The sequence below is a fragment of the Mesorhizobium loti genome (assembly GCF_013170705.1).
In the GTDB taxonomy this organism is placed as follows: Bacteria; Pseudomonadota; Alphaproteobacteria; order Rhizobiales; family Rhizobiaceae; genus Mesorhizobium; species Mesorhizobium loti_D.
On the sequence record NZ_CP033334.1, the window covers coordinates 4,845,219 to 4,858,404 of the forward strand.

Genomic DNA, 13,186 nt, shown 5'->3' on the forward strand with positions numbered 1-13,186 from the left:
CTAGGTTTTGCCGGCCTGACCGGCCATCTCCAGCAGCGCCAGCACCGAGCGCCAGTTGCGCGCGGTGCCCGGCACCTTCAGAACGCGCGGAATGAGGTTCGCAAACACGGATTTGCCGAGGCCATCGGGCGCGCTGAGGTAGAGTACGTCGCCCTTTACCTCGAAGCGCTCTGGGCCGGTGCACTTTTCGGCCAGCCGCGCCACCTCGTCGACGGTGGGCTCACGCTCCAGCGCATAAGCATGGAGCTTGGTGTGGTCGGCGGCCGCTTCCGGATAGGGATTTTCACTCACCAGCCGTTCGAACCATGGGAGATCGCGCACCATGATGCGGGAATGAAAACCCCACTTCTTCTCGAAGGCCGTTTCGATCTGCCTGGTTAGCGCGGCCGCGTCGCCCTTGCCGGCCCGGAACACGGCATTGCCGCTCTGTACATAGGTGGCGACATCGGAAAAGCCGAGATCCTCGAAGAACGACCTGAGCTCCGCCATCTTGACGATGCGATTGCCGCCGACATTGATGCCGGAAAACAGCGCGATGAAAACCTTGCCGCTCATATGATGAATCCCGCCAATGTCTCGTTGTCGGTGATATCCTGGTACTGGACGCCTTCGGCCTCGAAGTTTGCCTTCAGCAGGTCGAAATTGCGGCGGTCCTTGGTTTCGATGCCGATCAGGACCGAGCCGAAATTTCGCGCCGACTTCTTCAGATATTCAAAGCGCGCGATGTCGTCGTCCGGACCCAGCATTTCGAGGAAATCGCGCAGCGCGCCGGGGCGTTGCGGGAAGCGGATGATGAAGTACTTCTTCAGGCCCTCGAAGCGCAGCGCCCGTTCCTTGACGTCCGGCAGCCGCTCGAAATCGAAATTGCCGCCCGAGACCACGGCGACGATGGTCTTGCCGCGGATTTCCTTCCTGGAAAAATCCTTCAGCGCATCGATCGCCAGCGCACCGGCCGGCTCGAGCACGACGCCTTCGATATTGAGCATCTCGATCATGGTCGCGCAGAGCCGGTTTTCCGGGATCAACCGCACCATGTCGGCGGCAAAGTCCTTGAGATACCGCAAGGGTTCGCGGCCGATCTCGGCCACCGCCGCGCCATCGACGAAGTTGTCGACCTTCGCGAGCTTCAGCCGCTTTCCGGCCGCGAGGCTGTCGTGCAGGCTCGGCGCCCCGGCCGGCTCGCAGAAGACGAAGCGCGCCTCCCTGCCCTGATCGGCGAAATAGTGGGTGACGCCGGCGGCGAGCCCACCGCCACCGACCGGCAGCATGATGATGTCAGGCATGCGCGCACCGGCCATCTGGTCCGCGATCTCATAGGCCACCGTCGCCTGCCCCTCGATAATGTCCTTGTGGTCGAAGGGCGGCACCATGTGGGCACCGGAGATTTCGGTGAATTCGAAGGCGGCGCGATAGCAGTCGTCGAAAAAGTCGCCGACCAGCCTGATCTCGACGAAATCGCCGCCGAACAGCCTGGTCTTGTCGATCTTTTGCTGCGGCGTCGTCACCGGCATGAACACCACGCCTTTTTTGCCGAAATGGCGGCAGACGAACGCGAAACCCTGTGCATGGTTGCCGGCCGACGCGCAGACGAACAAGTCAGCCTGGTTGCCGGCGGCAAGCGCCTTGCGGAAGAAATTGAAGGCGCCGCGGATCTTGTAGGAGCGCACCGGGCTCAAATCCTCTCGCTTCAGCAGCACCCGAGCGCCGGTCTTTTTCGACAGGTAGTCGTTTTCCTGCAGCGGCGTTTCCGGAAAGATCTGACGGAGCGCCACGGCGGCGACGGCGACGCGGGAGGAAAAACTGCTCATCGGAAAGCCACCTTGTGCCGCATGTTTCGTACAGACCTGTCATCGATCCGGCCGCACAGCGCCTATCTGTTGCAAGCTGATCCGGCGCAGCCGACCCTGCCTATTGCATATCCGGCTCCGCAACGCCATTGTCCGGCCCTTCATGCCCTTGCGCAAAGGGCATTCGCAGAATCCTTGCAAGCACTTGGAGGCGTTTGTTCATGCCTGTTGCATCAGTCGGTCTGAAATCCATGTCGCTGCCGGAATTCGGCGAACCGATGGCGATGACGCCGGTCGCCCGAAACACCCATGGCGACCGCGAGCATGCCGCCAACATGGAGGATGGCATCGCGCTCGCCGACGACGCGCCGCGCGAGGGGCTCGCGGCGCGCTGTCCCCAAGCCTGGAGCCGTGTCGAGGCGCGGCGCGCCTTCAGGTCGGATGTCGGCATCCGCCTCAAGCCGGAGGTGCTGCCCTTCTCCAACATTCCGGCTTTCCCATTTTGGCTTTCGCGCAACACTGCGATGGCCGTAAGCAGCCGCTGACCACATTTCGACGGGACACGACTTAGTTCTGCCGCACTCTCCCTGTCCGGGAGGTGTCGCGGGGGTGGATGGGCCTTTTGGCCGGAGTGGAATTTCAGACGTGCCTTTGAAGAAGATACTTACCGTTGTTCTCGCCTTGCTCGCCGCCGGCTGCGCCGGCCCGCAAACGCAGGAATTGCTTGGCAGCGCCATCGTCGCCGCGCCGGTGACCGAAATCGCCGGCAACCACTCCATCTTCATTGCCACGACGCGCAAGAAATCCGATGATCCCAACAAGGTTTTCGACGGTGAGCGCTCGGCGACGCTGAACTATGCGCGCGTGAATGTCACCGTCCCAGGCCTCCACAAGACTGGTCAGATCGAACGGCGCTCACGCGGCAAATCGGATGATCCGGCCAAATATTTCATGGCTTCCGAGGTCGTCGGCTACGATGCGCAGCCGAAATTCTCCAGCGCGCTCAACGCCGATATCGCGGCGCGCGGCGGCCGCGTCATGGTTTTCGTGCATGGCTACAACACCGGCTTCGACGACGCGGTCTATCGCCTGACCCAGATCGTCCACGATTCCGGCTATCCGGGCACGCCGGTGCTGTTTTCCTGGGCCTCGGGCGCAAAGACCACCGATTATGTCTATGACAAGGAAAGTGCCAGCGCCGCACGCGACCAGCTCGAAGTGACATTGCGCATGCTGCAGCAGTCCGGCGCGCGGCGCATCGATATTGTCGCGCATTCGATGGGAACCTGGGTGACCATGGAAACGCTGCGTCAGATGGCCATCAGCGGCGACCGCGATCTCGGCGGCAAGCTCGGCGACGTGGTGCTTGCCTCGCCCGACATCGATGTCGATGTGTTCAAGAGCCAGATGCGCCGCTACGGCAAGCCCGACAAGCCGTTCATCCTGCTGTTGTCCGACGACGACCGCGCGCTGAGACTCTCCGGCCTGATCGCCGGTTCGCGGCCGCGCGTCGGCGATTACAAGGATGCCGCCGATCTTGCCTCCTATGGCGTGACGGTCGTCGATCTCTCCAAGGTCAAAGGCAGCGACAGCTTCAACCATACGAAATTCGCCGACAATCCGGCGCTGGTGAAGATGATCGGCCAGCGGCTGCGCGAGGATGACGGCTTTGCCAGCGACCGGGACGTGACCGACCGCATCAGCCTGCTCGGGCAATAGATGCGGCACCACGGATTTCGCCGTGTCCGTTCACCCTTGCGGCAGTGTCAGGCCACTTTGAACTGGACCACGCCGGCCTCTGGCTATATCGGAATGGTGTGCGACGTCATGCGTTTGACGTCCCCCGTCGCGGGAGCCGGCGCTTGACCTTGCGCTTGAAGAGTTTCGTCGTCGCCTTGGCGCTCGCCGTTGCCGGCTGTGCTGGCCAGAACACGCATGATCTGCTCAACAAGACGACGGTCACGGTTCCCGCCTCCGACATCGCGGCCACCCACGAGATCTTTGTCGCCACCACCCGCCAGCAGGCGACCAAGGATCCACGGCAGGTGTTCGACGGCGATCGCTCGTTGACCACCAGCTACGCCCGTGTCGATGTCACCGTGCCGAAGGTCCACCAGGTCGGAGCCATCGAGCGGGCCAAGGGCTCGGCCAACTCAAACCCGGCCAAGCAATTCACCGCCACCAATGTCGTCCACTATGGCGATGGCCCGCAATTCGCCAAGGCGGTCGGCGCCGACATCGCCATGCGCGGCGATCGCGCACTGGTGTTCGTGCACGGCTTCAACAACGGCTTCGACGATGGCATCTACCGGCTGACGCAGATCGCCCACGACACGAAGTATCCCGGCACGCCGGTTCTGTTCTCCTGGGCGTCGAGCGCCAAGACGACGGGCTATATCTACGACAAAGACAGCGCCAACGCCGCCCGCGACGACCTCGAGGCGACGCTGAGGATGCTCGCCAAGACGCGGGTCAAGAGCATCGACATCATCGCCCATTCAATGGGAACCTGGCTGACCATGGAGGCACTGCGCCAGCTCGCCATCACCGGCGACCGCGATCTCGACGGCAAGCTCGGCTATGTCGTCCTGGCTTCGCCCGACATCGATGTCGACGTGTTCAAGAAGCAGATGATACGCTACGGCAAGCCGAACAAGCCGTTTGCCGTGCTGCTTTCAGGCGATGACCGGGCGCTCAAATTGTCTTCACTTATCTCTGGCGACAAGCCGCGTGTCGGCGACTATGGCAATGCGGCCGACCTCGCCAGCTATGGCGTCTCCGTTGTCGACCTGACCAAGGCCAAGGGCGGCGACGGTGGCCTCAACCACGCGAAATTCGCCGACAATCCGATCCTGGTGCAGTTGCTCGGCGACCGGCTGCGCACCCCTGCCGGCCTCGCCTCCGACGAGCCCGACCCGGCACAGCTCAACAATCTCGGCCAGGGCCTCGGCAAGGCCGTCGGTTCAGTCGCCGAGGTCGTCATCACCACGCCGTTCAAGGTGCTGACCATCGTCACCGGCGGGTGAGCAGGCGCCGGTACCTGGCCTCAGACGAACAGGTCGATCTTCCGGAAGGTCGTTACGTCGATCAGGCCGACATCGGAAATCCTGAGTTCCGGGATGACCACCAGCGCCAAAAGCGAATGCTGCATGTAGGCGTTGTTCAGGGAACAGCCCATCTTTCGCATTGCCTCGGTCAGTTTCTCCGCCTTGGCGGCGACGATCTCGGCGCGCTCGTCCGACATCAGCCCGGCGATCGGCATTTCGACCAGCGCCAGTTCCTTGCCCTTGGAAAACAACACGACGCCGCCGCCGACTTCGCCCAGCCGGTTGACCGCCAGCGCCATGTCCTGCTTGTTGGTGCCGACGCAGATGATGTGATGGGCGTCATGCGCCACGCTCGAGGCCATGGCGCAATCGCTCATATAGCCGAACCCGGAGACGAAGGCGTTGGTGACACCGCCCGTGCCCCTGTGGCGCTCGACGAGCGCGATCTGGCAGACATCGTTGCGGCGATCCATGGCGACCAGCCCGTCCTCGACCGGTAGATCCGCTTCCAGCGCCCGAGTCGGCGCCTGGTTCTCGATGACGCCGATGACCCGCACCCGCACCTCGTTGGCACCCTTGGGAGCCGCGATGTCGAAATCGCCGGCCTTCAGCTTCTTGCCCAACTTGACGGTGTTCTTCGCCGTCTTCGGGTAGTCGTAAGCCGGAATGTCGATCTTGAGCTTGCCGCCCTTGGCCAGCCTGACGCCGCGCGCATAGACCTCGTCGATGGTCATTGCCGCGAGATCGGAGACAATCAGCAGGTCGCCCAACCGCCCCGGCGCGATCGAACCGATCTCACGTTCCAGCCGGAAATGCTGGGCGGTGTTGATCGTCGCCATCTGGATCGCCGTCACCGGCTTCAGCCCCTGGCTGATGGCGTGGCGCACCACCCGATCCATGTGACCTTCGTGCACCAGCGTGCCTGAGTGGCTGTCGTCGGTGCACAGGATGAAGTTACGCGGATCGATGCCGCTCTCCGTCACCGCCTTGATCTGGGAGGCGACGTCGTACCAGGCCGAGCCCAGCCGCAGCATGGCCTTCATGCCCTGGCGCACGCGGGCGATAGCGTCCTCGGCGCGCGTGCCCTCGTGATCGTCCTCGGGTCCGCCGGCGACATAGCCGTGGAACGGGAGGCCAAGATCGCGCGACGCATAGTGGCCGCCGACCGTCTTGCCCGCATGGACCGTCGCCGCGATCTCACCCGACATGACCGGATCGTTGGCGGCGACACCCGGAAAATTCATCACCTCGCCGAGCCCGATAATGTTTTCCCAGGTCATCGCTTCCGCGACATCAGCCACCGTCAACTCGGCGCCGGCGTGCTCCAGCCCGGGCGCCGAAGGCACGCAGGACGGCATCTGCACATGCACGTTGATGGGCATCGCCACCGCCTCGTCATGCATCAGCCGCACGCCGGGCAAGCCGAGCACATTGGCGATCTCGTGCGGATCGATGAACATCGACGTCGTGCCGTGCGGGATGACGGCGCGGCAGAATTCGGTCACCGTCACCATGCCGCTCTCGACATGCATGTGCGCGTCGCAGAGGCCGGGTACCAGATAGCGCCCGCCGGCATCGACCACCTTGGTGCCTTGGCCGATGGCGTGGCTGGCATTCGGCCCACAATAGGCGAAACGGCCGCCGGCGATGGCGATGTCGGTGCCGGCGATGATCTCGCCCGAGTGAACGTTCACCCAGCGGCCGTTGCGGATGACGAGGTCGGCGGGCTTGCGCCCCATGGCAACGTCGACCAGATGCGTCGCCATCTCGGTCCAGGGCTTGGGTTTCGTCGCATGCGCCGCCGGCTTCTTTGCCATGAAGGGACTCCTGTTTGCACGACTGTGCCAAGCCTGCCTGGTTTTGACCAGCGCCAAACCGCGGGTCGGCGAGCCGCACAGGCTGCAACCAGAAATGGATTCCGTTTTGTCGTAAATCGGTCTACCTTGCCTGCCAAGGATCTTTCTGGCTCTTCATCCGGGGAGTTCAATGTATCGCCTATTGGTCGCAAGCGCCGGTCTTCTTGCCGCCCTGTCCATGCCGGCTTTCGCGGCCGACCCGACAGTCGACGTGCCGATGACCGCGCCAGGCTTCGACTGGACCGGATACTACGCCGGCCTGCAGGCAGGCTATGGCTGGGGCCAATCCGACATCTCAGGAACGGAGGGCGAGCCGTTTTCCGTCTCGCCTGACATCGATGGCGGTTTCGTCGGCGGGCACGTCGCGGGGCTTTGGCAGTTCGACCAGGCGGTGATCGGCGCGGAAGCCGACCTCAACTATTCCGCCGTCGACGGCGCGACCGAAGCGGGGGCAGGAAACAATTTCGGCACCGACATCAAGTGGTTCGGGTCGGTCAACGCCAAGGCTGGCTACGCCATGGACAGGGTGCTGGTCTACGGCATAGGCGGCATCGCCTTTGCCGGTGTCGAAACCTCGCAAGCGTCGGGCTCCGCCTTCTCCCAGACACGCACGAATGTCGGCTGGACCGTAGGTGCCGGCGTCGACTATGCGCTGACCGACAAGTTCGTCGTCGGCGCGCAGTATCGCTATTATGATTTCGGTTCCGAGCACTATGATGGATCCGCCGATTTCGTCGGCCGCGACCAGGATACGAAGCTGAACACCGTCGGGATCAATCTCAGCTACAAGTTCTGATCCTTACCGACATCGACAGGCGCGCGACGCCTGTGACGCAGTCAACAATTCGACGATAGGGGCGGCCGGCGCCCCCAGTGGGCGGGGGAATGGGTTGGGCCTGGTAGACGCCGGCCTCGGCGGATCAAATCCACCGTCCAAACACCTTACTCATTGCGCGCGGCGCGGATAATTCCGCGATCACACCAGTATCGCCACGCTTTCTCCTATGGGGTGCGCGTTTCCGACAGCTCAAGAACACGACTTGACGGCCTGTGTCTGACATCTGAAAAGGGCGGGCCTGCGGACGTGGCGGAATTGGTAGACGCAAGGGACTTAAAATCCCTCGATCTCTGATCGTACGGGTTCGATTCCCGTCGTCCGCACCACAATGAAATCATACGACCGTCAAAGGGACCTTCTTGCCTGTTTGCTAGATGCGCGTGGTGCCGCTCTCTTGGCCACCAGTACGTTGTATAGGCGACGGCTGACCGGCGCTTCGCCCATGGTCTGGTCCACAGCCCACCTCAATGATTCCGACCAGTGCGCGCACAAACTCAACCATGTCGTTTGCCGTAATGGCCGCTTGGTCAGGGCTCTGCCCAATGCGTTCGGCGGCCGCGCAACATGACAGACGGATGAGATCGTAGTGCGGATCCCTTTCATCCTCCGGCAACACAGACAATTTCATGGCTCGGCGATAAATCAACCGCAGCAATTGTTCGAGAGCTGCTCCGACACTCATGCGCTTGCTCCGCATTGGTCAAGCCTCCCGCGCTCCAGGGCGCTGGGAACGTCGATGAGGAGGTGTCCCATTCTGTGCCAAAGGCTGCATCACAGCCATTAATATATCGTTTATTGCTAATATACGCTTCGCGGGAGCGGCCCTGTGGCCTCCATGAGGTCGTTTGCGGGCGCCAGAACACTGTCAGGCAAGGATCGGGTTCAGCTTCAGATACTGGATCAGAATAATCGTCTTGGCATCGACGATGCGGCCGTCGGCGATGCCGGCCAGCGCCTCGTCGAGCGGCATTTCCAGAACCTCGATGTCCTCCCCCTCCTCCGGCGCGCCGCCGCCGGCCGAGATTCGGTCGGCGGGCGAATAGCGCGCGACGAAGAACCAGAGCCGCTCGGTGACGCTGCCCGGGCTCATGTAAGGCGAGAACAGCCGTTCCACATGTTGCAGCCGGTAGCCGAGTTCTTCCTCGGCCTCCTTGCGGATGGCGGTCTCGGGATCGTTTTCATCGAGCAGCCCGGCACAGGCCTCGATCAGCGGTTCGCGGTGACCGGTCACGTAGGCGGGATAGCGGAACTGGCGCACCAGGAGCACCGTCGAGCGCTGAGGGTCGTATGGCAAAATGACCGCGCCATCGCCGCGATCATAAGTCTGTCGGACCTGCGTCTCCCATTGGCCGTCGCGCCGGCGGTAATCGAGGACGGTCTTCTTCAGGACAGCCCAGTCGTCGGAGAGGATTTCTTCCGAACGGATGCGGATGCGGTCTTCCATCATGGTCTCCATGCTATGGGTCGAGGCGTAGCCACCAACCGGTATTTGCGCAATGCAGGCGAATGGTTCAAAAATACGTTTCACCGTCTCGTGTCTGGCGCGCCCTCGATCCATTGCCTAGACAGCTGCTTACCCCTCCCGGAGCCCCTTTTCATGACAACATCGCTTTTCCAGCCGATCACGCTCGACGGCCTCGCCTTCCCCAACCGTATCGCTGTCGCTCCGATGTGCCAGTATTCCGCCGAGGACGGCTGCGCCAGCGACTGGCATCTTTACCATTGGATGAACCTGGCCATGTCGGGCGCTGGCATGGTCACGGTGGAGATGACCGATGTCGAGCGGCGCGGGCGCATTTCACATGGCTGCCTGGGTCTCTATTCCGACGACAATGAAGCCGCCGCCCGTCGTGCCCTGGACGCCGCAAGGCGCGTGGCCGCCCCAGGCACGAAATTCGGCACGCAGCTGGCGCATGCCGGCCGCAAGGCCTCGAACCGCAAGCCTTGGGAGGGCGGCGGGCCGCTGCAGCCAAACGAGGATCCGTGGCAGACCGTCTCGGCCTCGGCCATCGCCTATGACACCGGTTGGAATGTGCCGCGCGCGCTGGATGAGGAAGAGATCCTGCAGCTCATCGAACGATTCGCTCAAGCCGCAAGGCGGGCCGCACGCGCCGGCTTCGACTTCATCGAACTGCATGCCGCGCATGGCTACCTGATCTTCCAGTTCCTCTCGCCATTGTCCAATCAACGCACCGACCGCTGGGGCGGTTCGCTGGAAAACCGGATGCGCCTTGTCGTCGAAATCGCCAGGGCGGTGAAGAAAGCGGTGCCGAAGCTGATGCTCGGCGCGCGGCTGTCGGTGAAGGACTGGGTCGATGGCGGCTTCGAAGTCGAGGATGCGATCGAGGTGGCGAAGGCACTGAAGGCGGAGGGCGTCGCCTATCTCTGCTGTTCCAGTGGCGGCAATTCGCCCTTGCAGAAATTGCCCACCGGCCCCGGTTACCAGGTGCACCTGGCGGAAGCCGTGCGCAAGGGTGCCGGCATCCCGACCCGCGCGGTCGGGCTGATCGACGATCCCAAACAGGCCGAGGCAATTCTCGCCGAGGGCCGCGCCGACATGGTGGCGCTGGCGCGCGCCTTCCTTGCCGATCCGCGCTGGGGATGGCGTGCGGCCGCCACATTCAGCGAAAAGATCCATCCGGCACCGCAGCTCGCCCGCTCGGTGACGACGATGGAACACTGGATGAAGGCGGCCGGCTGACTTGCCTTTTGCCGACAGTGCCTTGCGGATTAGCCTGATATGGCGGCCCGCAGGATGGCTCGCAGTTTATCGCGGTCAAGCTTGATCGGGTTGCCGCCGGCACAAGGGTCGCTCTCGCCCATCGTGGCGACGCGTTCCTCGTCGATGTCGGTCAGCCCGATCCCCGGCAGCGTGGCGGGGATGTTCAATCGGACCCGCAGTTCGATGATCCAGTCCAAGACCGCGCGAGAATCGTGCGTCGGAAGGTCGAGGAAGCGCGCAAGCAGGCCGAGCTTCTCTTCCACCACCGGGGCGTTGAATTCGACGACATAGGGCATCAGCACGGCGTTGAGCAGGCCGTGATGGGTATCATGGAGGGCTCCGAGCGGATGGGCGAGCGCATGGATCGCGCCGAGGCCCTTCTGCAGGGCCACGCAGCCCATGCCGGACGCGATCAGCATCTGCGCACGGGCTTCGATGTTCTGCCCATCCTCCACGGCGACCGGAAGCCAGGTCTTGATCAGCCTCAGGGCATTGAGCGCGATGCCTTCGGCCATGGGGTGATAGCTCGGCGCGCAATAGGCTTCCAGCGCATGCGAGAGCGCGTCCATACCGGTGGCCGCCGTGATATGGGCGGGCAGTCCGGTGGTCAGCTCCGGGTCCATGAGCACCACATCCGGCATCATGCGCGGATGGAAGACGATGACCTTGCGCTTCTCGGCCTCGTTGGTAATGACCGAGGCGCGGCCGAGCTCGGAGCCAGTACCGGCGGTCGTCGGTATGGCGATAACAGGAACGAGGTGGGACGTGTCGGCACGCTTCCAGTTGTCGCCGATATCCTCGAGATCCCACATCGGGATGGATTGCGTCGCCATCAGCGCGATCGCCTTGGCGGCATCGAGCGCGCTGCCGCCGCCGATGGCGACGACGAGGTCGTGCTGGCCCTGCTTCAGAATCGCCACGCCGTCGGCGACATTGCCGCCGGTCGGGTTTGGCTTGACGTTGTGGAAGAAGCCGGCATCCAACCCGCTCGCCTTGAGCACCTCGAGCGTGCGCTGCACCGGAAAGAGGGCCTTCAGGCCATCATCGGTGACGACCAGCGGCCGCCTCGCGCCGAGTTCGCGAACGATGCCGGCAAGTTCCGAGATCCGACCATTGCCGAAGCGCACTGAGGTCGGGAAGCTCCAGTTGCCGGAAACGGCCGGGGTGAAAGCGGTCATGGGATCATTACCTTGAATTGGCTTGGGAATTGGCTTGGAAATTGGCTTGAGGTCAGGCTGTCGCCAGCTTCTGTCGTTTGAGCGCCCGGCGTCGCAGGAAGTCGACCAGGAAAACCAGGATCAGGGCCGGGATGAAGTTGAGCGTGGCGAGCGCCGGATAGATCGGCGAGGAGCCGACGGCGATGCCGCTGTAGACGAAGATCGGCAGCGTGCGCGCCGTGCCTGCCAGCGAATAGGAGACGTAGAAATTTCCCCAGGAAAGGAGAAAGGCGAAGGTCGCGGCGGAGAGAATGCCGGGCCACAACAGCGGGAAAGTGATTTCGCGGAAGACTTCCCAGCCGGTGGCGCCGGCATCGCGCGCGGCATCCTCCAGCGTTTCGTCGAAGCCGTAGACCTGCACGGCCACGATCACCAGCGCGAAAGGTGTGATGTAGACGATATGGCCGATGATCACCGTCGCCAGTCCGGTCGAAAAGCCCAGCCAGTTGCCGAGCACCGAAAACCACAACAGCATCACCACGCCGAGCAGCAGTTGCGGGAACAGCAACGGCAGGAAGCTGACGGCTCGGAAGACGTTCTGGAAGCGGAAGCGATAGCGGATCCACGCCACCGCGCCGGCCGAGCCGAGCACCGTGGCAAAGACCGTCGAGACCGCCGCGACGATCGCGGAATTCGCGACCGCCGGCAGGAAGTCGGGCTTGCGGAACAGTTCGCCATACCATTCGAGCGAGAAACCTTCGATCGGGAAGGTCAGCACGCGGCTGTCGGTGAAGGAAAACACGACCAGCGTGAGGATCGGCACGTAGAAGAACAGGATCAGCAGAGCCATGGTGCCGACGAGGAAAACGTCGACAACCCTGTCCTTCAGGCGTTCCGGGATCATCGGACAGACCTTTCGTGGTTGGCCGACCCGCGCATCAGGATAAAGGCGGCGAGCGACAGCGACAGGGCGCCGATGACGATCAGCACCAGCGTCAGCGCCGCACCGAGCGGCCAGTTGACCCGCGTCTCGAAGCTTTGGCGGATCAGCTCGGAAGCCAGCGGCGCGGTGCCGCCGCCGAGCACCTTCGGTTCGAGGAAGGCGCCGAGGCTGAGAACGAAGACAAGCACGGCGCCGCAATAGAGCCCGGGACGGGCAAGCGGCAGCGTCACTTCGAAGAATGCGCGCAGCCGCGATGCGCCGGAATCATAGGCGGCCAGCACCAGGTCTCGGTCGATGCGTGCCAGCGACAAATAGATGGTGAACATCGGATAGACGACGAGGCCATAGACCATGCCGATCATCGTGCCGGTCGGCGTGAACAGGAGATTGAGCGCTTCCGGGCCGAGGCCGAGATGCGCCAGCAGCCAGTTGGCGACGCCGCTCTTGTCGAGCACGAGGATCCAGCCGAAAGTTTTCAGCACCGCGTCGGTCAGGAAGGCGAAGATGATCAGGATCTGGATCTGCGCATTATAGGCCCTGAGCCGCGTCGCCAGCGCGTAGGCGGCGGGAAAGGCGATGAGCACGCACACGACCACGCACACCAAGGCCATGACGACGGTTCGCGCCATGATGGTCCAGTAATGCGGCTTGGAGAACACTTCGGTCCAGACCTTGAGGTCCCAGGTCCAGGACAGGCGATAGAACTGCGTCGTCTGGAACGACAGCACCACCGTCATGAGCAACGGAATGATGAAGAACAGCAGCATCACGATCGCGAGCGGCGCCACCGCAGCCACGAGAACCGGATCATCCCAGCGCTTGCTATCGGTCCGCAC

13 protein-coding genes and 1 tRNA gene are annotated in these 13,186 nt (G+C 63.1%); 6 read left to right on the top strand and 8 right to left on the bottom strand.

The features are described from left to right. The gene (locus tag EB815_RS23715) at positions 1-555 is read right to left on the bottom strand and encodes a DUF1697 domain-containing protein (protein WP_056566598.1); all 555 of its coding nucleotides are present in this window, start codon (positions 553-555) and stop codon (positions 1-3) included. Then, positions 552-1,808 carry a threonine ammonia-lyase IlvA gene (gene ilvA, locus EB815_RS23720; RefSeq protein ID WP_056566601.1) on the bottom strand — a complete coding sequence of 419 codons (1,257 nt, stop codon included), beginning with the start codon at positions 1,806-1,808 and terminating at the stop codon, positions 552-554. The genes EB815_RS23715 and ilvA overlap by 4 nt, the downstream gene beginning before the upstream one ends. 200 nt (positions 1,809-2,008) lie before the next feature. On the opposite strand from ilvA, the gene EB815_RS23725 reads away from it, so the two are divergent. The 3 genes from EB815_RS23725 to EB815_RS23735 all read left to right on the top strand — a co-directional run bounded on the left by EB815_RS23725 (position 2,009) and on the right by EB815_RS23735 (position 4,813). Continuing rightward, complete coding sequence (locus EB815_RS23725) at positions 2,009-2,332, top strand: hypothetical protein (RefSeq protein WP_244493945.1); 324 nt, start codon at positions 2,009-2,011, stop codon at positions 2,330-2,332. Between the two features lie 100 nt (positions 2,333-2,432). Then, positions 2,433-3,506, top strand: a complete 1,074-nt coding sequence (locus EB815_RS23730; protein ID WP_056566606.1) for an alpha/beta hydrolase — start codon at positions 2,433-2,435, stop codon at positions 3,504-3,506. 143 nt (positions 3,507-3,649) lie between these two features. Beyond that, positions 3,650-4,813 (top strand): alpha/beta hydrolase, encoded by a 1,164-nt coding sequence (locus EB815_RS23735; RefSeq protein ID WP_056566609.1) that lies wholly within the window; start codon positions 3,650-3,652, stop codon positions 4,811-4,813. 20 nt (positions 4,814-4,833) lie between these two features. On the opposite strand, the gene ade is transcribed toward EB815_RS23735, so the two are convergent. After that, positions 4,834-6,651 carry an adenine deaminase gene (ade, locus tag EB815_RS23740; protein WP_056566612.1) on the bottom strand — a complete coding sequence of 606 codons (1,818 nt, stop codon included), beginning with the start codon at positions 6,649-6,651 and terminating at the stop codon, positions 4,834-4,836. Between the two features lie 169 nt (positions 6,652-6,820). Between ade and EB815_RS23745 the strand changes: the two genes are divergently transcribed. Continuing rightward, complete coding sequence (locus tag EB815_RS23745) at positions 6,821-7,486, top strand: outer membrane protein (protein ID WP_056566615.1); 666 nt, start codon at positions 6,821-6,823, stop codon at positions 7,484-7,486. Between the two features lie 282 nt (positions 7,487-7,768). After that, a tRNA-Leu gene (locus EB815_RS23750) sits at positions 7,769-7,854 on the top strand. Between the two features lie 44 nt (positions 7,855-7,898). Here EB815_RS23750 and EB815_RS23755 read toward each other — a convergent pair. After that, positions 7,899-8,210, bottom strand: coding sequence for a hypothetical protein (locus tag EB815_RS23755; RefSeq protein WP_155772404.1), 312 nt, complete (start codon positions 8,208-8,210; stop codon positions 7,899-7,901). A 183-nt stretch (positions 8,211-8,393) separates the two neighbouring features. Beyond that, complete coding sequence (locus EB815_RS23760) at positions 8,394-8,972, bottom strand: NUDIX domain-containing protein (RefSeq protein ID WP_056566871.1); 579 nt, start codon at positions 8,970-8,972, stop codon at positions 8,394-8,396. A gap of 153 nt (positions 8,973-9,125) precedes the next feature. Here EB815_RS23760 and EB815_RS23765 point away from each other — a divergent pair, with 153 nt between their 5' ends. Continuing rightward, the gene (locus EB815_RS23765) at positions 9,126-10,229 is read left to right on the top strand and encodes an NADH:flavin oxidoreductase/NADH oxidase (protein ID WP_056566621.1); all 1,104 of its coding nucleotides are present in this window, start codon (positions 9,126-9,128) and stop codon (positions 10,227-10,229) included. A gap of 29 nt (positions 10,230-10,258) precedes the next feature. Here EB815_RS23765 and EB815_RS23770 read toward each other — a convergent pair whose 3' ends face one another. The 3 genes from EB815_RS23770 to EB815_RS23780 are packed head-to-tail and all read right to left on the bottom strand — an operon-like array spanning position 10,259 to position 13,186. Next, positions 10,259-11,428 (bottom strand): iron-containing alcohol dehydrogenase, encoded by a 1,170-nt coding sequence (locus EB815_RS23770; protein WP_056566624.1) that lies wholly within the window; start codon positions 11,426-11,428, stop codon positions 10,259-10,261. Between the two features lie 52 nt (positions 11,429-11,480). After that, entirely contained in the window at positions 11,481-12,311 is an 831-nt protein-coding gene (locus EB815_RS23775) for an ABC transporter permease (RefSeq protein ID WP_056566626.1), read from the bottom strand. After that, positions 12,308-13,186, bottom strand: coding sequence for an ABC transporter permease (locus EB815_RS23780; protein ID WP_056566629.1), 879 nt, complete (start codon positions 13,184-13,186; stop codon positions 12,308-12,310). Before EB815_RS23780 ends, EB815_RS23775 begins: the two co-directional genes overlap by 4 nt.

Excerpts from the sequence above, each read along its gene's own strand:
- EB815_RS23715 (WP_056566598.1), bottom strand. The coding sequence starts at position 555 with ATGAGCGGCAAGGTTTTCATCGCGCTGTTTTCCGGCATCAATGTCGGC.
- ilvA (WP_056566601.1), bottom strand. The coding sequence starts at position 1,808 with ATGAGCAGTTTTTCCTCCCGCGTCGCCGTCGCCGCCGTGGCGCTCCGT.
- EB815_RS23725 (WP_244493945.1), top strand. The coding sequence starts at position 2,009 with ATGCCTGTTGCATCAGTCGGTCTGAAATCCATGTCGCTGCCGGAATTC.
- ade (WP_056566612.1), bottom strand. The coding sequence starts at position 6,651 with ATGGCAAAGAAGCCGGCGGCGCATGCGACGAAACCCAAGCCCTGGACC.
- EB815_RS23745 (WP_056566615.1), top strand. The coding sequence starts at position 6,821 with ATGTATCGCCTATTGGTCGCAAGCGCCGGTCTTCTTGCCGCCCTGTCC.
- EB815_RS23755 (WP_155772404.1), bottom strand. The coding sequence starts at position 8,210 with ATGAGTGTCGGAGCAGCTCTCGAACAATTGCTGCGGTTGATTTATCGC.
- EB815_RS23760 (WP_056566871.1), bottom strand. The coding sequence starts at position 8,972 with ATGGAAGACCGCATCCGCATCCGTTCGGAAGAAATCCTCTCCGACGAC.
- EB815_RS23765 (WP_056566621.1), top strand. The coding sequence starts at position 9,126 with ATGACAACATCGCTTTTCCAGCCGATCACGCTCGACGGCCTCGCCTTC.
- EB815_RS23770 (WP_056566624.1), bottom strand. The coding sequence starts at position 11,428 with ATGACCGCTTTCACCCCGGCCGTTTCCGGCAACTGGAGCTTCCCGACC.
- EB815_RS23775 (WP_056566626.1), bottom strand. The coding sequence starts at position 12,311 with ATGATCCCGGAACGCCTGAAGGACAGGGTTGTCGACGTTTTCCTCGTC.